Below are 19,030 nucleotides of genomic sequence, written 5' to 3'. Positions count from 1 at the left end.
AATACCCCTAAAAGCCTTAATTCATCAGTCTTTTACTCTGTTTTATGGCTTGCTATTATGAAACACCTTATCTTAACACTCACCGCATCTATAGCCTTCACTCTCACTGCGCAAGCGCAGGCTATCCTTTCTTTGGAGGACTGCTACCGTCTTACTCGTGAGAATTACCCTACCGTCAAAAAACTCAATTTGGTAGCCAAAACTGAGGACTATACCCTTGCCAATGCAAACCGTGCCTATCTCCCGCAGGTTTCTATCTTAGGGCAAGCCACTTACCAGTCGGAAGTAACCGACCTCTCTAAAACCATTGCAGGAGCACTCCCACTGCCTCCTAACGTCTCTTTACCTACCATCGACAAAGAGCAATATAAGGTAGTAGGCGAGGTGAGCCAACTCCTCTACGGGGGTGGTGCGATTCACAGTCAGAAGGCTATCGCCAAAGCCCAGAGTGCCGTCCAAGCGCAAGCAGTCGAAACCCAATTGTACACCCTAAAACAACGCGTGAGCAACCTATATTTTGGGGTGTTACTCATCAATGCACAACTCTCTCAAAACCGTCTCAATATCGAAACGTTGGAGTCACAACTCCGCAAAGCAGAAGTAGCCCTAAAAAACGGAACTACCCTCCCTAGCAATGTCAACGAGCTGAAAGCCGAAATCCTCCGTGTGACAATGCAAACCACCGAGTACGAAGCCGCACAAGCTACCTACTTGCAAATGCTGTCTACTTTCATAGGCAAAGAGCTCACCAACGCTTCCCAGCTCACACAGCCTGCGCCTCAATCCCAGTCTCAAACCCTATCCACCGAAATTTTTCGTCCTGAACTCAAAGGATTTCAGCTACAGGAATCATTGTTCAAAGCGCAAGAAAAACAGCTCAACACCGAGTTCCTACCCAAGCTCAGTGCCTTTTTTCAAGGCGGTTACGGGCGTCCCACACTCAATATGCTCAGCAACCAAGCGGATTTCTACTACATCACGGGGCTTCGTTTGCAGTGGAATCTAAGTCCACTATACAACCTTTCAAGTAAGAGACATATCCTACGCCTCAACCACGAAAGCCTCATAGCCGACCGCCAAGCCTTCTTACTCAACACAAAACTCGAACTCACTCAGCAGTCCGAGCAACTCAAAAAACTACAAAAGCTGATAGAACAAGACGAAACATCAGTAACCCTGCGCAATTCCGTCGCCAAAGCAGCCGAAGTCCAGTTGGATAACGGGGTTATCACCACTCACGAATACTTGCAGAAAGTCAATGCTTGGCATCTTGCCCAGCAAACCCTTATCCTGCACCAAATACAACTCCTACAAGCTCAAGAGAATCATCAATTAATTACAGGAAAATGAAAAAGATAGCACTTATTACCACATTGATAGCTTTAATAGCTTGCAATAATAAGAACAAATTCGACGCTTCTGGTAACTTCGAAGCCGACGAAGTTATCGTTTCTGCCCAGCAAACAGGGCAACTCATCGACTACGATGTAGAAGAAGGCAAAACTCTTACCGAAGGTCAAAAGGTGGGGCAAATAAATGTCGAAGTCCTCAAGCTCCAAAAAGAGCAGGTCGAGGCTACTATTGCCTCCCTCAAAGAGAAGACCCTAAACCCTGCCGACCAGGTGGCGCTCATTCGTAGCCAACTCGAAGTACAGCGCGCACAACTCGCCCAACAGGAACGTGAGCTTACGCGTACACAAAACTTAGTACGTGGTGGGGCTGCCACACAAAAGCAATTGGACGACCTCTCCGCCCTCATCGACCAGCTTCGCAAGCAGATAGCCGTAACCGAAAACCAACTCAAAGTGAGCCTGACCAATATCAACACCCAGAACCGCAACGTACTCAGCCAAGAAGCTCCTTTGCAAAAGAATGCCGAAGCCGTTCAAGAACAAATCAATCAGGGTGATATTATCAACCCCATTGCGGGCACTGTGCTTACTAACTACGCCCTAAAAGGAGAAATGCAGACCTTTGGAAAACCTCTCTATAAAATCGCTAATACCGACGTACTAACCCTAAAAGCCTACATCACCGGTGACCAACTATCCCAAATCAAGTTAGGACAGCAAGTTACCGTGCGCACCGATGCCGGAAAAGGCGAATACCGCACCTATCAAGGCGAAATAATCTGGATATCCCAAAAGAGCGAGTTCACCCCCAAAACAATTCAAACCAAATCCGAACGTGCCAATCTCGTCTATGCTATCAAAGTCAAAGTAAAAAACGACGGCTTTTTAAAGATAGGAATGTACGGAGAAGTGCTATTCAAATAACCTCGCTCTACACCCCCCCGCTGGCGCGAGCCTATGGCTCGTGTCTATCAAGAATAGAGCTTGTAGCTCACATTCTTAGCACATTTTTTGTAGCTTACTAACAAATACAACCCTATGTTAAAGAAATACGACAAAGTAATAGCAACGGTTTTCGTCCTGCTTACCATAGTTTTTATAGTAGTCTTTCTCACTAATGACTCCTTTTTTGAGTGGACTTTTGCGCGACATCACAATATATTGAGCTGGTATGTCCGTCCACTCTTTATCGTGCCTATGGTGTATTTTGCTTTGAGGAAATCGTATGCAGGAGTGTCATTGAGTATCTTTTGCCTATTTACTAGTATGTTTTGGTTCTCCATCCCACAACAAACCGACCCTAAGGTGCTCGGCTTCTTAGCCTACGAAATGGACTACCTCAAAGGTGCGTGGGACGCAAAAAAGATACTTTTCTCGCTAACAATACCGCTCTTTTTCTATCTGCTGATAGTCTCAGCGTGGAAGAGAAAATGGCGCTTATTGCTCTACACCATAGTGTTAGCAGCGCTTTTAAAACTGTTATGGAGCGTGGTGAGCAGTGGTGCAAGCGGTTGGTCAGTAGCCAAACCCGCTCTTGTAGGACTGGTAATATGCGTAGTATTTATTTTGATAACAAGAAGAAACAATAAAAAATAAGGAAAAATCAGTGTCCATTTGTTTTTGAAAAGAGGTTAATCACAACCACCCCAACAATGATAAGCAGGGAACCCAATACAAAAGGGAGATCTATTTTGCTCTTGAAAACGAGAATACTTACAATGGCTGTCAATACAATCCCTACTCCCGACCAGATAGCGTAGGCTACCCCCAGCGGAATATTCTTGAGGGCTAAGGATAAAAAATAAAAACAAACACCATAAGACAACAGCGAGCCTACGGCAAACAACCACTTGGTAAACCCTTCCGATTTACCTAAAAGAGCAGTGGCTAAGACCTCTAAAACAATCGCTAAAGTGAGGTATAGGTAATGCATAAGTATAATATCTAAATTCGTGGCAAAAGTACAACCTTTTTTAACAATAGAAAACAAGAAACAGCCTATGTGGCTCACACCTAATTAATAAAATGACAAGCATAAATATCCATAACCTCAGCAAGTCCTACGGCGATACCCACGCCGTGCAACACCTTTCCTTAGAAGTCAAAAAAGGCGAGCTTTTTGGGCTCATCGGTCCCGATGGGGCAGGCAAAACCACCGTCTTCCGTATGCTCACCACCCTCCTCCTCCCCGATGAGGGCACGGCTACCATAGAGGGCTGGGATATTGTAAAAGATTATAAGGAAATCCGAAAGCACGTCGGCTATATGCCTGGGCGCTTCTCTCTCTACCAAGATCTCACTGTCGAGGAGAATCTCACCTTCTTCGCAACCGTTTTTGGTACGACTATCGCCGAGAATTACGACCTTATTAAGGACATTTACGAGCAGATAAAGCCCTTCAGCAACCGCCGCGCGGGCAAGCTCTCAGGGGGAATGAAGCAGAAGTTAGCCCTATGTTGCGCTCTCATTCACAAGCCCAAAGTCCTCTTGTTAGACGAGCCCACCACGGGGGTAGATGTGGTTTCACGCAAAGAGTTCTGGGAGATGCTGAAAAAACTAAAGGAGCAAGGCATCAGCATTCTGGTTTCCACCCCTTATATGGACGAAGCCAGCCTGTGCGACCGCATAGCCTTAATACAATCAGGCAAGGTGCTTTCCACCAGCACCCCCGAGCAAATCATCGCTCAGTACCCCACCGCACTCTATGCTATCAAGGCTCCCGACCTATACGCACTGCTCCAGCACCTGCGCGAGCACCCCAACATTGATAGCTGTTACCCCTTTGGCGAGTACCTACACGTTACTCTCAAGGAAAACACCAACATTCCCATATTCAAGCAACAGCTGAAAACTACCTTCCCCCACCTCGAATGGAAAGCCATTACCCCCACCATCGAGGACAGTTTTATCCGCCTAATGGAAGAAAATTAAAGCAATATTTATCGCCTTTCCGGCTTGTCCCCCTTCGGGGGAACGGGGGCAACATTAACAAATTGACAAATCGGCAAATTAACAAATGAACGCAATCCACTGTCATAACCTAACAAAGCAATTCGGCGATTTCAAAGCCGTGAACAACATTTCCCTTACCGTTGAAAAAGGCGAAATCTTCGGCTTCCTCGGTGCCAATGGCGCAGGGAAAACCACCGCTATACGCATCTTCTGCGGACTCTCTTACCCCACCTCAGGCGAGGCTACCGTGGCAGGCTTTGATGTCTATCGAGAGCAAGAGCAGATTAAAAAGCACATCGGTTATATGAGTCAGAAGTTTTCGTTGTATGACAACCTCACCGTGCAGGAAAACATCACCTTCTACGGAGGTGTCTATGGCTTGAGTCGCAAGGAAATCAAAACCCGCAGTACCGACCTTATCACCAAGCTCGGCTTGGAGGCTGAAGCCAACAAACTCGTAGGGTCGCTACCACTGGGCTGGAAGCAGAAACTCGCCTTTTCGGTGGCTATCTTCCACCGTCCCGAAATTGTCTTCCTCGACGAGCCTACCGGTGGCGTAGACCCGATAACGCGCCGTCAGTTCTGGGATATGATATACCAGGCCTCCGCGCAGGGCATCACCGTATTCGTCACCACCCACTATATGGACGAAGCCGAGTATTGCCACCGCATCAGCATAATGGTCGATGGCAAAGTGGAAGCAATGGATACGCCCACCCACCTTAAATCACAGTTCAACACCCATTCAATGGACGAGGTGTTCTACCAGCTCGCCCGCAAAGCAAAACGTAATGAATAACCCCCGTAGGGGCGAATGGCAATTCGCCCACCATTAGATATGAAACAGTTAATAGCCTTTATACGCAAGGAATTCTATCACGTATTCCGTGACCGCCGCACGCTACTGATACTCTTCGGTATCCCCATAGCGCAGATTATCCTTTTCGGTCAAGCCCTCAGCAGCGAGGTCAAGAACATTGGTATCGCTGTATTAGATGAGGCAAACAATACCTATAGCCAAGAAATCACACACCGATTGCAGGCGAGTCCGTATTTTAAGCTGAAAGAGCCTCTGTTCCGTTACGACCAAGTAGAAGACCAATTCAAGCGTGGCACTATAAAAGCTGCGCTCATCTTCCCTCCCGATTTCGGAAAAGACCTCTACACATTCAGTGGCACCCCCCTACAACTCATCACCGATGGCAGCGACCCCAATACGGCTAAAACAGTACAAAACTACTTCTCGGCTATGGTAGCCAGCTACCAGCAAGAGCTCAATCCTGCTGTGCAAATGCCCTACCAGATAACCGTTGAAAACCGAATGCTGTACAACGAGGAGCAAAATGGCTCTATGAACTTCGTTCCTGGGGTGATTGCGCTCGTCTTTATGATAGTGAGTACTGCACTTACCTCGGTAGCGGTGGTGCGTGAAAAAGAGTTGGGTACTATGGAAATCCTTTTGGTATCGCCTTTCAAACCTATAATGATACTCATTGCCAAAGCCGTGCCTTACCTTATTCTCTCGCTCATCAACTTCACCGTAATACTCCTGCTATCGGTCTATATGCTTGATGTCCCTATACGTGGCAATCTGCTGTTGCTTTACGCCGAGAGCACCTTGTTTATCATCATCTGTTTGTCGTTGGGGCTACTCATATCCACCGTTACTGCTTCACAGCAAACCGCAATGCTCATCGCTATGATGGGGATGATGTTACCTACGGCTTTCTTTACTGGCTTTATGTTCCCCATAGAGAATATGCCCCTTATCTTTCAAGGAATATCCAAAGTCTTCCCCTCAAGTTACTACTATGCTATCGTGAAGAAAGTAATGCTCAAAGGGTTGGATTTTAGTTATATATGGAAAGAAACGCTCATTCTCATCGCAATGGCAGTAGTTTTCTTAAGCCTTGCAATGAAGAAGTTTAAGATTAGATTACAATAAAGAAGAAATGAAAGTATTAAGCTTTATACTCCAAAAAGAATTTAAGCAGATATTCCGAGATAAGACGATCTTGGCAATGATGTTTGTGGCACCTATCTTCCAACTGATTATATTGCCCTTAGTTGCCAATTTTGATGTGAAGAATATCAACCTCGTGTATATAGACCACGACCAGAGTCCGTACTCTCACGAGCTCATACAGAAGATTACTGCCTCAGGGTACTTTAAGCTCGTAGACGCTCCTTTCTCTTATAAGGAAGGTATCGCCCTGATAGAAGACGGTAAAGCCGATGTAGTTTTGGAAGTCCCCGAAGGTTTTGAGCGCAATCTCGTACGCGAAGGAAAGCAGACGCTTGGTCTCTCTATCGATGCTATCAACGGAAGTAAGTCGTCCTTAGGGGGAGCCTATTTGCTTTCAGTGATACGCGATTTCAACACCCAGCTCGATATAAATGTGAAAACACCCCAACGGATAGGCAATATAGCCAAATTCAGTGTGGCGAGTACCCATTGGTACAACCCCTATATGCAATACACGCGCTATATTGTCCCAGGTATTTTAGCCTTATTACTCACTATTATTGGGGGCTTTCTTTCAGCCTTAAATGTAGTCAAAGAAAAGGAAATAGGCACTATCGAGCAGATAAATGTAACGCCTATTAAGAAGTGGCAGTTTATATTAGGAAAGCTCATTCCCTTTTTGGTAGTAGGGTTAATCCTCTTCACCTTGGGGCTTACGGTGATGTATGTAGTATATGGCATCTTCCCAGCAGGAAATCTACTCACCTTGTATGCCTTTGCCACAATGTATCTCATTGCGATTCTCGGCTTCGGACTGCTCGTCTCCACCTACGCCGATTCACAATTGCAGGCTATGTTCATCGCCTATTTCTTTATAATGATATTCCTACTGATGAGTGGTTTCCTCACCAGTGTAGACAGTATGCCCGCTTGGAGTCAACAGGTGAGTAATGCTATTCCGGTAACCCATTTTGTGAATGCTGTCCGCTTAATTGTGCTCAAAGGCAGTAGTTTTGAGCAGTTACACATAGAGTTTTTGTATCTTGTAGGATTCGCTGTGCTACTTAATAGTTGGGCTATTTGGAATTATAAGAAGACAAGCTAACATAATTCGTCATATAACCTCATATAATACAAGAGTTCCATCAAGAGTACTAATCTCATTGTACTCAATGATGGAACTTATCATTTTAATATTTTAGGAGAACAGATTAGTCTCTTCTCGACATAAGTATTCTCAATATATACCAGAAAAGTAGCATAATAGAAGAGAACAACTGCAAAGCTGCCCCCACATATTGGTCAGTGCTGTATACATTTTTGATGTTGTAAGTTTCATATAGTATACCACCTGCTGCCAAAGCAACCATTGCTACTGAGAACCAAAGTCCTAAATCGAAACCAAAGATAGCTCCTGCTACAATAAGTCCTAAGGCTACAAAACCTCCTATTACCAATATGCTACGCAAGAACGAAAAGTCTACACGGGTAAGGAATACCACCGCTGTAAGCCCGCCAAACAAAGCAAGTGTAATAATACCGGCTTGCGAAAGGATAGCTGTACCATCAGTAAAGTACATCGCCAAAAAGATTATTGGCATAAAGATAACAGCTTCAAGTAACACATAAAGCCCTAAGCCCATATATTGGGTATTCTTATCTTGTGCTTGCGTCCATTTGCTGGCAAGGATTGAACCTAACCAAAAGCCTCCCAAAATCAATAGCCATACCCATTTGCCACTTACCATAGAGATGATAAGGCTTTCTGGTACTACATTTAGCAAAATAGCTTCTACAGCTATAAAAGCCAAAAGTGCCATTGCTACGTGTGAGTAAGTTTTGCGGTAAAAGGTAGCTTGTGCCTCATTAGTAGCGTAGCTTACTATTTGAGGTGATTGATAGTTAGTGTTGTAGCTGTCGTAATTTGAATTATATCCCATATGTTTAATTAAAAATGTTTGTGTTCATATATCAAAAACTTTGCCAAAAAGTCTATTGGCAGAGGTTGCTATAGCTTCTTGGCAAAGTTGTCAGGTGGGTAAATACTACTATAAAGTATTTACGTTGTTAAGGTCTTCAAACGCTTTTTTCAAACGAGCAACAAATGTCTTTTCGCCTTCACGAAGCCATACACGTGGGTCGTAGTATTTCTTGTTAGGTGCTTCGGGACCTTCTGGGTTACCTATTTGTCCTTGCAAGTAAGCCGATTTAGCTTTCATATAGTCGCGAACACCTTCAGTGAAAGCGTATTGCAAGTCGGTATCAATATTCATTTTGATTACACCATAAGAAATAGCCTCGCGGATTTCTTCGAGAGTAGAGCCTGAACCTCCGTGGAATACGAGGTCAAGTGCGTTGTGAGGCAAATTGTATTTCTTTGAAACGTAGTCTTGTGAATTTCTTAATATTTTTGGTGTCAATTTCACATTTCCTGGTTTGTACACCCCGTGAACGTTACCAAAAGCAGCCGCAATGGTGAATTGTGAGCTTATTTTAGAAAGTTCTTCGTAAGCGTAAGCCACATCTTCTGGTTGTGTGAAGAGCCTGCTACTATCTACGTGTGAGTTGTCTACCCCGTCTTCTTCACCACCGGTCATACCGAGTTCTATTTCCAAAGTCATATCCATTTTGCTCATACGTTCAAGATAACGTTTGCAAGTTTCAATATTTTCTTTAATAGGCTCTTCCGATAGGTCAATCATATGTGAGCTGAACAATGGTTTACCTGTTTCTTTGAAGTGTTTTTCTGATGCTTCAAGCATACCGTCAAGCCAAGGAAGTAATTTTTTAGCGCAGTGGTCAGTGTGCAAAATGATAGATGCTCCGTAGGCTTCTGCCAATTGGTGAACGTGTTTAGCACCTGCTACCGCTCCGAGAACTGAAGCGCGTTGGTTGTCGTTATTCAATCCTTTACCAGCCATAAACTGAGCACCACCGTTAGAAAATTGGATAATCATTGGGGCATTTACAGCTACTGAAGTTTCTAACGCAGCGTTGATAGAGTTTGAACTGATAACGTTGGCTGCAGGAAGAGCAAAGCCTTTTTCTTTAGCGTATTTGAATACTTCTTGTACTTCTTTTCCAAGAATTACGCCTTTTTTAATGTTATGTGCCATTCTTTAATATAATTAATTTTAGTTTTCAGAATTACTCATTATGTCATAATTGACGGCAAAGATACGATTTTCTCATATATCTTCAAAATAAATCTTATATTTTTTAGTTCAAAAAACCAAAATTACTTCGTGTTTTTCACCACTTATCTTCCACTTATATTTGGTTTAAATGTTCCCTTTCTTCGTTCATTGTTCGTCATTCGTTCCTCTGCCCGTGTGGCTCGCACCGTCTTTTGTTCGTCTTTTGTTCGTCTTTTGTTCGTCTTTTGTTCGTCTTTTGTTCGTTCTTTGTTCGTTCTTTGTTCGTCTTTTGTTCGTCTTTTGTTCGTTCTTTGTTCGTCATTCGTTCATCTGCCCGTGCGGCTCGCACCGTCTTTTGTTCGTCTTTGCGTCGCTACAGTTCCCCCTTTGGAGGGGGTTAGGGGGAGGTTACTTTTGTCTTTTCTCTATCTGCCTGTGCGGCTTGCACTATCTGCCTATCCTGCTAGGATTGCCTGTGCGACTCACACCTTTAACTCTTCATTTTTCACTAAATTGCTTCCCCATACTTATCAAAATACTTCACAGAGATTTTTTTCCCATCAAAGCTAATATTTTCAAGCTCTCTTGCTATCTCACTGCCTTTGCCTACAATGATGATTCTGAAGTTTTCTAATAGAAAATAGCTATTAGCAACTCGCTGTACATCTTCTTTGGTTACTGCATTGATGTTCGCAATATAGTTCTTGTAAAAATCTTCGGGTAGGTTGCGCACTTTTATATTGATAGCGTAATTGGCAATCGTCTGCGGACGCTCGGTAGCCAGTACAAACTGACCTAAGTACTGTGCTTTGGCTTGTGCCAACTTTTCTTCACTCACTATGGTAGTTTGTATGCGCTTCACTTCTTTGAGTATCTCAACAATGGCAGGAGCTGTTACGGCATTCCCTACTTTGGTCTTGATGCTGAAATTGCCTTTTGTCCATTTATCCGTTTTGAAAGTAGAAAAAGCACCATAAGTATAGCCGTGTTCTTCCCGCAAATTCATATTGATATAACTGCCAAAATCTCCACCTAAAATACTGTTGGCTACCAATAGAGGGAAGTAATCAGGGTGCGACATTTTTAGGTCGATGAGGTTCGTAACCCTTATTTCCGATTGTACCGCACTGGGTAAGTCTATAAAGTTGATTTCTGTTTCACTTACATTCTCAGGGATATATAAGGCAGGAGCTTCTTCTGAAAAAGGTTGCCAATCAGCGAAATGTTCGTTTACCAAAGTAATTACCTCTTCGGGCTTTACATCACCTGTAACAACCAAATAGGCGTTGTTAGGCACAAAACGTTTGCGGTAATAGTTCGTTACATCGTCTAAGGTGAGAGCAGCGATGTGAGCTTCGGTAATGTATTCGCCGTAAGGGTGAGCCGTACTGTACCGTAAGGTTTGTTGTACGCGCTTCATAATCACTTCGGCATTACTCTCATTGGCACGAATACTTTGGATAATGCGTGCTTTTTCTTTTTCCATATCCTCTCCGGTGAAGTTAGGGTGCAGGGCAGCATCGGCAATGAGAGCCAACACACGCGGGAAGTATTTAGAGAGTACTTGGGCATAAACGCCATTAGAAGCGATAGAGAGAATCGCTGCGAGATAGTCTATTTCCTCATTAAAATCGTCTTTACTGATAGAGGTAGAGCCATTGCCCGCCATTAGCGAAATAAGGTCAGAAATCCCTTTCTTTTCTTTTTCTAATTCCGGACATTCGTCTAACGAAAGGTGAATTCCCACTTGAGGAAGTTTATGGTTCTCCACAATAAGGAGAGTGAGTCCGTTTGGGAGGGTATGAGTAACAGGTGTCCCTAAATTAATGATAGGAGCAGCTCCTGGGGTGGGTTGTATAGAGCGGTCTATATGTGTCATTTTTGTTTACTTATAGATTTGAAGGTAAATAATTGAGGTCTAAACGTTGGTTTTTGTCCAAATACTTGCGTGCAGCCTCTCTGATATCCTCTCGGGTAATAGTGCGGTAGTGGTCTATAGCCTTGTTAATAAGGTTAGTGTCTTTGTAGAAAGTATAGTTGTCTGCCAAAGAGAGGGCAATTCCTTCCATATGGCTATTTTGACCCACAAAGTTAGCCTCTATCTGGTTTTGTAACTTTTCATATTCTCGCTCACTGATGAGTTCGGTTTGTAGTCTTGTAATTTCTTCGTCCATTTCTTGTGCCAAAGTTTCCAAACTCACACCGTCCATAGGGAGAGCTCCCATTATATAAACGCCATAATCTTCTTGAGCGTCTGAAAAAGCCAATACCTGCAAAGCTGTTTGATGCTCGTCTATCATCTTTTTGTAGAGGCGAGCGCTCTTTCCGTCAGTGAGAATGTTAGAAAGCAAGTCGATAGTAAACGAATCTTTGTCCGTCATTGCAGGAGTGCGATAGGCATATAGTTTCAGTGGGATTTGTATATTAGGGTCGTATTCAGTTACCTCAATAGTTTTAGTGATAGGAGCTTCTTCTGTTTTGTTGCGTTGTATAGCATCACCTGTATTAGGAATGGTCGCAAAGTATTGTTCTATCCATTCTTTGGTCGATACCGTATCGAAATCGCCTGCCACCACCAGTACAGAATTGTTAGGGTTGTAGAACTTCTTCTTAAATGCGATAAACTCTTCTAAGCTCGCAGCGTCTAAATGTTCCACTTTTCCAATTACTGTTCCCGAATAAGGGTGTTTTTTAAAAAGGTACGGATTAATAGCTGAGCGGTACATTATTCTGCCGTAAGGTGTATTATCTATACGTTGGTTTTTCTCTTCTTTTACCACTGAATTTTGAGTCCTTACTCCAATCTCATTAATAACAGGGTGCAACATACGTTCGGATTCCATCCACAAACCTAATTGCAAATTGTTAGAAGGGAAGACCTCATAATAATAAGTTTTATCCTGCGTAGTGAAAGCATTGTTATGTCCGCCATTTGCCGATACAATGTCAAACCATTTGCCACGTGCTATATGCTGAGTGCCTTCAAAAAGGAGATGCTCAAAGAAGTGGGCAAAGCCAGTGCGGGTAGGGTCTTCGTCTTTAGCGCCTACGTGATACATTACTCCTATGGTAACAATAGGAGCTGAGTTATCTCGGTGAAGAATCACGTGTAGTCCATTAGAGAGGTCGTATTCTTCAAAAATGAGAGATTGAGCCACAGTTAATTTGTTGATTTGTCAATGAGATAATTAGCAAAAAAACTTTGCTAAAGTCTGTATGGCTTTAGCAAAGTTATTCAATATGAAAAAAGTATTTGTTATAAATTCGCGTTGATAAGTTCTTTTACCTTAGCATCTGATGGTTTGGGTGCACTAATGCTAATGATTTTACCATTCTTTACTAACATAAAACGAGGAATACCGCTTAGGTCGTAGTTATCTATGAAATCGCGGTTCATACTTAGGTTAGTATATAGTTGGATACCACTCAGCTTCTCACGTTGTACAGCAGCTTTCCAAGCCTCTTTGTCTTGGTCTACTGAAATACTTACAAAAGTAACGGGTTTGCCTTTGTATGCTTCTTGCAAAGCCTTCATACTTGGTATTTCTTTTATACAAGGTTTACACCAAGTTGCCCAAACATCGATGTAAAGCAATTTGTCTTTAAGACTTTCATAAGATACTGGTTTGCCATTCAAATCTTCAGCTGTAAAAGGAGGAAAATCCGTGCCAGGTTTTAGCCTTTCAAGTACCGCTATACGTCTGTCTAACTCTTTTAAGGCAGCAGTGTCTTTCACGTTTTCTTTGATACTTTTGATGAGTTCAGCATTTTCTTCAGGAGTGTTAGCTACTGAAACTCCACTGATAAAATAACGAGTAAGGTCTGCTTTAATGTTTTTAGATTTCAGACCTTTTACGTGTGCGATGAGTTTACCCCAAGGGTTTTCGTCGTTTTCGTTATCTTGAAACTTATCGAATAGTTTATTAGTAACCAATTCTTTGTAAGCTCTGTAAGTATTAAAATCTTCAGCAATATCATAATCTATCTTAGCGAGCTCATCAGCAAACTCTTTAGGAAGTGCTACCTCTTCTTGAGTGAGTTTTTGGTGCGCATTTTTGTAAATAGATTTTAGGTAAAGCATTTCGTAGTTAATAGCCTTTTCCTCTTTTTTAACGAAGTCTTTAGAGAGGTTCTTAGTGTTTTTCAAAAGGTCAGTATACTTTTTGCTATACTCATTTACGGCTGTTTTAAATTCTGCAGGTGCTTTAACTAAGAGTTGTTGCATACCACCACTTTTCTGAATTTCCATTGTAAGGTCAGCTTTCTTGTGCAAATAAGCATTTGCAAGCGTATCTTTGCCCGAGAACTTTATTTCTAAAGGCATCTTAGTGAGGTCGATATTAACCCCAAGTTCGTCTCCTTGCTCCAAATACAACGGAATTTCTATTCCTTGAGGATTGAAAATAGTATAGTAATTAGAAGGTACGCGAAGCGTATCTTGAAAAGTACCATCGGGTTTGATATGCAATGGCTGGTCTACTTCACCACCTATTATCTTCAGCTCCAAAGGAATCCCGTTAGTGCCTTCTACTTTTCCTGAAAGCACTATATAATCAGCTCGTTTACTACAAGCTACAAAGCCTATTGCGGCTAACGACAAAATAAATAGTTTTTTCATCATCATTTGTAAAATATAATTAGGTGGCAAAGATAAGAATATTTTTTAGTAAACAAGCACTTTCTTCTTATTTTTTTCCATTGTAATTTATGCAAAATAAATCTTTCTAACTAAAAACTAAGAGTATGATAACCTCATTTATATAAAATTACTATTCTTTAAAATATTGAATATTAAACTTATATATACTTTTTGTGTAACAATCGTCCAAGATTCGTATAAGCTAAGGGTAGGGTAGAGGTAAGTATAAATTTTTTCTTTCTTACAACTGTTTCAATTTTTTAACGTACATTTGCGCCGTTTTTCAAACAATACAAATATGCAAATAGAAGTATTAAAATCTAAAATTCACCGTGTTAAGGTTACAGGTGCCGATTTAGATTATATCGGAAGCATTACCATTGACGAAGATTTGTTGGAAGCATCTCAAATGATTGAGGGAGAAAAGGTGTCGATTGTAGATGTTAATAATGGCGAACGCTTCGAAACTTATATTATTAAAGGAAAAAGAAAATCAGGTGCTATTGTACTGAATGGCCCTGCTGCTCGTAAAGTACAAAAAGGTGATATCATCATCATCATATCCTACGCTTTAATGGATTTTGAAGAAGCAAAAACTTTTAAGCCTTCTATTATCTTCCCTGATGAAACAACCAACCTAATCGAATGAAAAAGTTCTTAAAGATAGCCCTTCCGATATTTGTAGGCGTTTTCTTGTGTTGGTATGCTTATCGCCAATTTAACGAAGAGCAGTTTGTCCAAATAAAACACACATTTCTAAACGCCGATTACTTCTATATCATTTTGGCTGTTTTTTTAGGATTTTTAAGTGATCTCTCTCGAGCTATACGTTGGCATTTGTTGCTAAAACCTTTGGGTTACCGCACAGCTTTCTTACATAGAGCAATGGCTGTGTTCATTGGTTATTTGGTGAATGTAACCATACCGCGTTCAGGTGAGGTCTCTCGTGCCTTAGTAGTAAGCAATTACGACGGAGTCCCTTTCGAGAAATCATTAGGCACTATCATCTCCGAACGAATTATCGACCTGCTTTTACTTTTTCTATTCACTATGCTTGCTTTCATTCTCCAATTCGAGGTTATAAGCAACTTTCTTCTCTCCAAAATCCCTTTTCAAAAACTAATGTGGTTGATGGGTATAGGAGGTTTTTCGTTTATAGTTTTTTTGTATTTCATTTACACTTCCGATAAACCTTTTTTTATCAAGGTAAAAGTCTTTTTAAACGGAATAAAGGAAGGAATCCTATCAGTCGTAAAAATAAAACATAGAACACTATTTCTTTTTCATACTCTTTTCATTTGGGCAATGTACTTTTTGATGTTCTATATTCCGTTTTTTGCTCTCCCCGAAACCGCACAGATCAGTTTGCCCAATGTGCTTACAGCCTTTGTGGTGGGTAGTTTTGCAATGACCTTCACCAATGCAGGCTTTGGTTCTTATCCCTTTTTTATTGCCGAAGTACTATTTTTGTTTGGAGTAGCTACTCCTGTGGGTACAGCCTTTGGTTGGATTGTATGGACGTCACAATTTGCTATGACGCTTTTATTGGGTAGCCTTTCATTTTTCTTTCTTCCCTTGTTGAAGAAGCATAATCCGTAGATTTTTCTTATTAAGATAAATAAAACAAGGTTATCAAAAGCTATTTTGATAACCTTGTTTTATATTTTATATTTGTACTTAATTTTCTAAATACAAATCAATAAGCCCTTCTGGGGTTTTTACAATAATTTTCTTGTGGGCTCTATCTATCTTCTCAATAAACTCATCAGCCATAGGAATAAGTATCTCATTTCCGTTCTCATTCTCAATTTCAAATAACGCTTGAGAAGTACTGTCGTTTATTCCAACTATTTTCCCTACTACTCCATAGTGCACATCTTCCACCTGAAACCCTATTACTTCGTGGTAATAAAACTTATTCCCTGATAGTTTAGGCAATACCGCAAGAGGTAAATAAACTTTGTGTCTCAGTAGAGCTTCTGCATCAGCCTCAGTTTCTATTTCTTCAAACTTCACGCGCAATAAATCCGATTTGTGTAAAGTGCTCTTTTCAATAAAAAAAGGAACCAGATTATTGCCTAAGGCAATAAATACTGATTCCATTTCTTCATACATTTCAGGGTCGTCGGAATCTAACTTAATTAGCACCTCGCCCTTAAAACTAAACTTCGACACAATTGTTCCTATATAAAAACAATCTTTTAAAGTCATAGGGTTATGCCTCAGTTTCGTTATTTTCTTCAGCAGGAGCTTCAGCTTCTGGAGCTTCCGTAGCTTCTGAAACCTCTTCAGTTGCTTCAACTGTTGCTTCGGTAGCTTTGGCTACAGCGGCGTTCTTGCGTTTCTCATTAGCTTCTTTTTCAGCGTCCAAAGCCTTTGCTTTTGCTTCTGCTTTCTCTTTAGCTAATTTTTGCTCTTTTGTAGATACTTTGTTAGCTTTCTCTTCTACCCAAGCATTGAACTTAGCCTCTGCTTGTTCTTCGGTCAAAGCTCCTTTGGCAACTCCACCAAGCAAGTGGTATTTAAGCAATACCCCTTTGTAAGAAAGAATACGACGTGCTGTGTCGCTAGGTTGTGCTCCGTTTTTCAACCATTTTACAGCTGCATCTACATCTATTTCAATCTGAGCAGGATTGCTGACAGGATTGTAAGTTCCTAACTTTTCAAGGAATTTACCATCTCTTTTTGCACGTGAATTAGCAGCTACAATCCAATAGAAAGGCTTGCCTTTTTTTCCGTGACGTTGTAATCTAATTTTTACTGGCATAAAAAATTTAATTAGTGAGGTTCACGACCTCGTTATTAATTCGGGCGCAAAAGTAATAAATTTTTTCATATTCACAACGTTCTTACATAAAAAAGTTTTACTTTTGCATTCTGAATTCGTAATAGTAGCTATCTATTACCTTTGAACAAACTATGAAAATATCATTTAAAAACGACTATTCCGAAGGGGCTCACCCTTCTATTTTAAACCGAATGTTAGAAAGCAACCTCGAACAACAACAAGGATATGGTTGCGATACTTATACTAATAAAGCAAAAGCTCTTATTGCCGAAAAACTAAATAATCCTCAAAGTAAAATATATTTCGTAAGCGGAGGTACACAAGCCAATCTCTTAGCATTAGGAGCAATGTTACGTCCTTATGAGAGCGTTATTACTTGCGAAACCTCTCATATTTGCGATAGCGAAACGGGTGCTATCGAAGCTACTGGACATAAAATACACATAACTCCTGCAATAGATGGCAAAATACAACTTGATGATATTCGTGAAGTAGCTACTTGTTACACCAATTTTCCTCATCAAGTAGTGCCCCGATTAGTATATATTTCCAATGCTACCGAAGTAGGTTCTATCTATACGCTTCAAGAATTAAAAGATTTGTACCACCTGTGTCAAGAACTGAACCTTTTACTCTATATCGATGGAGCGCGTTTAGCTCACGCTCTCAATGCTTCTGGCAATGATATTACTTGGGAAGATTTAGCTCGTTATACCGATGCTTTCTATATAGGAGCTACTAAAAATGGGGCAATAATGGGAGAAGCAATTGTTTTAAACAATCCTGAACTTCAATTGGGCTTTGAGTACCATATCAAACAAAAAGGGGCTTTACTTGCCAAAGGAAGGTTTCTCGGCATACAGTTCTTGGAGCTTTTCCAAAATAATCTATTTAATGAATTAGCTCTTCACGCAAATGCTCAAGCTAAACGTATTCAAGACGCTTTTATAGAAAAAGGAGTACACTTCTTGTCGCATACTCCTACTAATCAGGTGTTCCCTATTCTCACTAATGGGCAAGTAGCTCTTCTACAAAAGCAATTCGATTTTTATATATGGAAGAAAGTCGATGAAACCCATACTGCCATACGTCTTATCACTTCTTGGGCTACTAAACCAGAAGATGTGGATACTCTCATTTACGCTATTAAAAAACTATAGCTTTTTATAAGCGATAAGATTTTACTGCCTCTACAAAAGCAATAGCGTTTTCTACGGGTACATTAGGTAAGATACCGTGCCCTAAGTTAGCGATATAATGGTCTTTTCCAAAAGCATCTATCATCTCTTTCACCTTCTGTTTAATTTCGGCAGGAGGTGCTAAGAGTCGTGAGGGGTCGAAGTTACCTTGTAATACTTTTTTACCTCTTGTAAGTTCGCGCGCTATCTCAGGGGCGCACGTCCAGTCCACGCCCAAAGCAGCTGCATTAGAAGTTGCCATTTCAGGTAAAGCATACCAACAGCCTTTCGCGAAAACAATCACTTTGGTAAAAGGAGCAAGAGCTTCTACTATTTGGTTGAGGTATTGCCACGAGAATGTGCGATAGTCGTCAGGAGCTAACACTCCTCCCCAGCTATCAAAAAGCTGTACGGCATCTACCCCTGCTTTTACTTTTTCTTTTAGGTAAAGAATCGTTGTGTCAGTAATCTTTTGCAATAAGCTGTGTGCTACCGAAGGCTGCGTAAAACAAAGCTCCTTAGCCGTCGAAAAATCACGTGAACCTGAGCCTTCCACCGCATAACAGAAAATTGTCCAAGGCGAACCCGCAAAGCCAATTAAGGGCACACGATTGTTCAGCATTTGCTTAGTGAGCTTTACTGCCTCCATTACGTAGCCCAAATGCTCTTCAATATTAGGCACAATTACTTGTTCCACATCTTTAGCTGTACGGATAGGCTTAGGCAACCACGGTCCCACGCCTTTTTTCATTTCTACTTCTATATTCATAGCCTGAGGCACTACCAATATGTCCGAAAACAATATCGCAGCATCTACCCCTACTATATCTACCGGTTGTACGGTGATTTCCGCAGCCAGCTCCGGTGTCTGACAGCGCGTAAAGAAGTCGTATTTATCGCGTAAAGCTCTAAATTCGGGCAAATAGCGTCCTGCTTGACGCATCATCCACACAGGCGGTCGTTCAGTAACCTCACCGCTGAGTACTCTCAAGAATAAGTCGTTTTGTATCATATTTTA

20 protein-coding genes are annotated in these 19,030 nt (G+C 41.5%); 10 read left to right on the top strand and 10 right to left on the bottom strand.

Annotated elements, in window-relative coordinates; translation table 11 throughout:
• Positions 1 to 57: 57 nt before the first annotated feature.
• The 3 genes from HW279_RS00475 (at position 58) to HW279_RS00465 (ending at position 2,948) form a co-directional block, all read left to right on the top strand.
• Positions 58 to 1,350 carry a TolC family protein gene (locus tag HW279_RS00475; protein ID WP_178957553.1) on the top strand — a complete coding sequence of 431 codons (1,293 nt, stop codon included), beginning with the start codon at positions 58 to 60 and terminating at the stop codon, positions 1,348 to 1,350.
• Entirely contained in the window at positions 1,347 to 2,276 is a 930-nt protein-coding gene (locus HW279_RS00470) for an HlyD family secretion protein (RefSeq protein ID WP_009412152.1), read from the top strand. The genes HW279_RS00475 and HW279_RS00470 overlap by 4 nt, the downstream gene beginning before the upstream one ends.
• A 114-nt stretch (positions 2,277 to 2,390) precedes the next feature.
• Positions 2,391 to 2,948, top strand: coding sequence for a hypothetical protein (locus HW279_RS00465; RefSeq protein ID WP_178957552.1), 558 nt, complete (start codon positions 2,391 to 2,393; stop codon positions 2,946 to 2,948).
• A gap of 7 nt (positions 2,949 to 2,955) precedes the next feature.
• Here HW279_RS00465 and HW279_RS00460 read toward each other — a convergent pair whose 3' ends face one another.
• Positions 2,956 to 3,285: a DMT family transporter gene (locus tag HW279_RS00460; RefSeq protein ID WP_178957551.1), complete on the bottom strand. Its 330-nt coding sequence runs from the start codon at positions 3,283 to 3,285 to the stop codon at positions 2,956 to 2,958.
• 92 nt (positions 3,286 to 3,377) lie between these two features.
• Between HW279_RS00460 and HW279_RS00455 the strand changes: the two genes are divergently transcribed.
• The 4 genes from HW279_RS00455 to HW279_RS00440 all read left to right on the top strand — a co-directional run bounded on the left by HW279_RS00455 (position 3,378) and on the right by HW279_RS00440 (position 7,375).
• Positions 3,378 to 4,283: an ABC transporter ATP-binding protein gene (locus HW279_RS00455; protein ID WP_178957550.1), complete on the top strand. Its 906-nt coding sequence runs from the start codon at positions 3,378 to 3,380 to the stop codon at positions 4,281 to 4,283.
• 85 nt (positions 4,284 to 4,368) lie between these two features.
• A complete protein-coding gene (locus tag HW279_RS00450; protein WP_178957549.1) occupies positions 4,369 to 5,103 on the top strand; it encodes an ABC transporter ATP-binding protein in 735 nt (244 codons plus the stop codon).
• Positions 5,104 to 5,118: 15 nt separating this feature from the next.
• Positions 5,119 to 6,249: an ABC transporter permease gene (locus HW279_RS00445; RefSeq protein ID WP_178957548.1), complete on the top strand. Its 1,131-nt coding sequence runs from the start codon at positions 5,119 to 5,121 to the stop codon at positions 6,247 to 6,249.
• A 7-nt stretch (positions 6,250 to 6,256) separates the two neighbouring features.
• On the top strand, positions 6,257 to 7,375 hold the full coding sequence (locus HW279_RS00440) for an ABC transporter permease (RefSeq protein WP_178957547.1): 1,119 nt from the start codon (positions 6,257 to 6,259) through the stop codon (positions 7,373 to 7,375).
• Between the two features lie 106 nt (positions 7,376 to 7,481).
• On the opposite strand, the gene HW279_RS00435 is transcribed toward HW279_RS00440, so the two are convergent.
• The 6 genes from HW279_RS00435 to HW279_RS00410 all read right to left on the bottom strand — a co-directional run bounded on the left by HW279_RS00435 (position 7,482) and on the right by HW279_RS00410 (position 14,031).
• Positions 7,482 to 8,210, bottom strand: a complete 729-nt coding sequence (locus tag HW279_RS00435) for a Bax inhibitor-1 family protein (protein WP_009410716.1) — start codon at positions 8,208 to 8,210, stop codon at positions 7,482 to 7,484.
• A gap of 108 nt (positions 8,211 to 8,318) precedes the next feature.
• Complete coding sequence (gene fbaA / locus HW279_RS00430; RefSeq protein ID WP_178957546.1) at positions 8,319 to 9,386, bottom strand: class II fructose-bisphosphate aldolase; 1,068 nt, start codon at positions 9,384 to 9,386, stop codon at positions 8,319 to 8,321.
• A gap of 196 nt (positions 9,387 to 9,582) precedes the next feature.
• Entirely contained in the window at positions 9,583 to 9,756 is a 174-nt protein-coding gene (locus HW279_RS00425) for a hypothetical protein (RefSeq protein WP_218975864.1), read from the bottom strand.
• 159 nt (positions 9,757 to 9,915) lie between these two features.
• Complete coding sequence (locus tag HW279_RS00420; protein WP_178957544.1) at positions 9,916 to 11,286, bottom strand: M16 family metallopeptidase; 1,371 nt, start codon at positions 11,284 to 11,286, stop codon at positions 9,916 to 9,918.
• A 10-nt stretch (positions 11,287 to 11,296) separates the two neighbouring features.
• The gene (locus HW279_RS00415; protein WP_178957543.1) at positions 11,297 to 12,565 is read right to left on the bottom strand and encodes a M16 family metallopeptidase; all 1,269 of its coding nucleotides are present in this window, start codon (positions 12,563 to 12,565) and stop codon (positions 11,297 to 11,299) included.
• A gap of 98 nt (positions 12,566 to 12,663) precedes the next feature.
• Positions 12,664 to 14,031, bottom strand: a complete 1,368-nt coding sequence (locus tag HW279_RS00410; protein WP_178957542.1) for a TlpA family protein disulfide reductase — start codon at positions 14,029 to 14,031, stop codon at positions 12,664 to 12,666.
• A 313-nt stretch (positions 14,032 to 14,344) separates the two neighbouring features.
• Here HW279_RS00410 and panD point away from each other — a divergent pair, with 313 nt between their 5' ends.
• Together panD and HW279_RS00400 are read left to right on the top strand one after the other, a co-directional pair.
• Positions 14,345 to 14,695 (top strand): aspartate 1-decarboxylase, encoded by a 351-nt coding sequence (gene panD / locus HW279_RS00405; RefSeq protein ID WP_178957541.1) that lies wholly within the window; start codon positions 14,345 to 14,347, stop codon positions 14,693 to 14,695.
• The gene (locus tag HW279_RS00400) at positions 14,692 to 15,645 is read left to right on the top strand and encodes a YbhN family protein (RefSeq protein ID WP_178957540.1); all 954 of its coding nucleotides are present in this window, start codon (positions 14,692 to 14,694) and stop codon (positions 15,643 to 15,645) included. Before panD ends, HW279_RS00400 begins: the two co-directional genes overlap by 4 nt.
• A gap of 78 nt (positions 15,646 to 15,723) precedes the next feature.
• Here the strand turns inward: HW279_RS00400 and rimM are convergent, their stop codons facing one another.
• Both rimM and HW279_RS00390 read right to left on the bottom strand, forming a co-directional pair.
• On the bottom strand, positions 15,724 to 16,257 hold the full coding sequence (rimM, locus tag HW279_RS00395) for a ribosome maturation factor RimM (protein ID WP_178957539.1): 534 nt from the start codon (positions 16,255 to 16,257) through the stop codon (positions 15,724 to 15,726).
• Between the two features lie 4 nt (positions 16,258 to 16,261).
• Positions 16,262 to 16,813 (bottom strand): 30S ribosomal protein S16, encoded by a 552-nt coding sequence (locus tag HW279_RS00390; protein ID WP_178957538.1) that lies wholly within the window; start codon positions 16,811 to 16,813, stop codon positions 16,262 to 16,264.
• A gap of 152 nt (positions 16,814 to 16,965) precedes the next feature.
• Here HW279_RS00390 and HW279_RS00385 point away from each other — a divergent pair, with 152 nt between their 5' ends.
• Complete coding sequence (locus HW279_RS00385; protein ID WP_178957537.1) at positions 16,966 to 17,994, top strand: threonine aldolase family protein; 1,029 nt, start codon at positions 16,966 to 16,968, stop codon at positions 17,992 to 17,994.
• Positions 17,995 to 17,998: 4 nt separating this feature from the next.
• Here the strand turns inward: HW279_RS00385 and hemE are convergent, their stop codons facing one another.
• Positions 17,999 to 19,024: a uroporphyrinogen decarboxylase gene (gene hemE, locus HW279_RS00380; protein WP_178957536.1), complete on the bottom strand. Its 1,026-nt coding sequence runs from the start codon at positions 19,022 to 19,024 to the stop codon at positions 17,999 to 18,001.
• Positions 19,025 to 19,030 lie beyond the last annotated feature (6 nt).

Origin of the sequence: Capnocytophaga sp. oral taxon 903 (assembly GCF_013394785.1) — a bacterium.
Lineage (GTDB): Bacteria > Bacteroidota > Bacteroidia > Flavobacteriales > Flavobacteriaceae > Capnocytophaga > Capnocytophaga ochracea.
Note: the sequence above shows the minus strand (reverse complement) of the source record. Positions and strands in the feature narration are given on the sequence as shown.

Coding starts and splice junctions, on each gene's coding strand:
- HW279_RS00385 (WP_178957537.1), top strand. CDS start 16,966: ATGAAAATATCATTTAAAAACGACTATTCCGAAGGGGCTCACCCTTCT.
- fbaA (WP_178957546.1), bottom strand. CDS start 9,386: ATGGCACATAACATTAAAAAAGGCGTAATTCTTGGAAAAGAAGTACAA.
- HW279_RS00410 (WP_178957542.1), bottom strand. CDS start 14,031: ATGATGATGAAAAAACTATTTATTTTGTCGTTAGCCGCAATAGGCTTT.
- HW279_RS00435 (WP_009410716.1), bottom strand. CDS start 8,210: ATGGGATATAATTCAAATTACGACAGCTACAACACTAACTATCAATCA.
- HW279_RS00440 (WP_178957547.1), top strand. CDS start 6,257: ATGAAAGTATTAAGCTTTATACTCCAAAAAGAATTTAAGCAGATATTC.
- HW279_RS00420 (WP_178957544.1), bottom strand. CDS start 11,286: ATGACACATATAGACCGCTCTATACAACCCACCCCAGGAGCTGCTCCT.
- hemE (WP_178957536.1), bottom strand. CDS start 19,024: ATGATACAAAACGACTTATTCTTGAGAGTACTCAGCGGTGAGGTTACT.
- HW279_RS00390 (WP_178957538.1), bottom strand. CDS start 16,813: ATGCCAGTAAAAATTAGATTACAACGTCACGGAAAAAAAGGCAAGCCT.
- HW279_RS00400 (WP_178957540.1), top strand. CDS start 14,692: ATGAAAAAGTTCTTAAAGATAGCCCTTCCGATATTTGTAGGCGTTTTC.
- HW279_RS00475 (WP_178957553.1), top strand. CDS start 58: ATGAAACACCTTATCTTAACACTCACCGCATCTATAGCCTTCACTCTC.
- rimM (WP_178957539.1), bottom strand. CDS start 16,257: ATGACTTTAAAAGATTGTTTTTATATAGGAACAATTGTGTCGAAGTTT.
- HW279_RS00460 (WP_178957551.1), bottom strand. CDS start 3,285: ATGCATTACCTATACCTCACTTTAGCGATTGTTTTAGAGGTCTTAGCC.
- HW279_RS00450 (WP_178957549.1), top strand. CDS start 4,369: ATGAACGCAATCCACTGTCATAACCTAACAAAGCAATTCGGCGATTTC.
- HW279_RS00465 (WP_178957552.1), top strand. CDS start 2,391: ATGTTAAAGAAATACGACAAAGTAATAGCAACGGTTTTCGTCCTGCTT.
- panD (WP_178957541.1), top strand. CDS start 14,345: ATGCAAATAGAAGTATTAAAATCTAAAATTCACCGTGTTAAGGTTACA.
- HW279_RS00445 (WP_178957548.1), top strand. CDS start 5,119: ATGGCAATTCGCCCACCATTAGATATGAAACAGTTAATAGCCTTTATA.
- HW279_RS00470 (WP_009412152.1), top strand. CDS start 1,347: ATGAAAAAGATAGCACTTATTACCACATTGATAGCTTTAATAGCTTGC.
- HW279_RS00455 (WP_178957550.1), top strand. CDS start 3,378: ATGACAAGCATAAATATCCATAACCTCAGCAAGTCCTACGGCGATACC.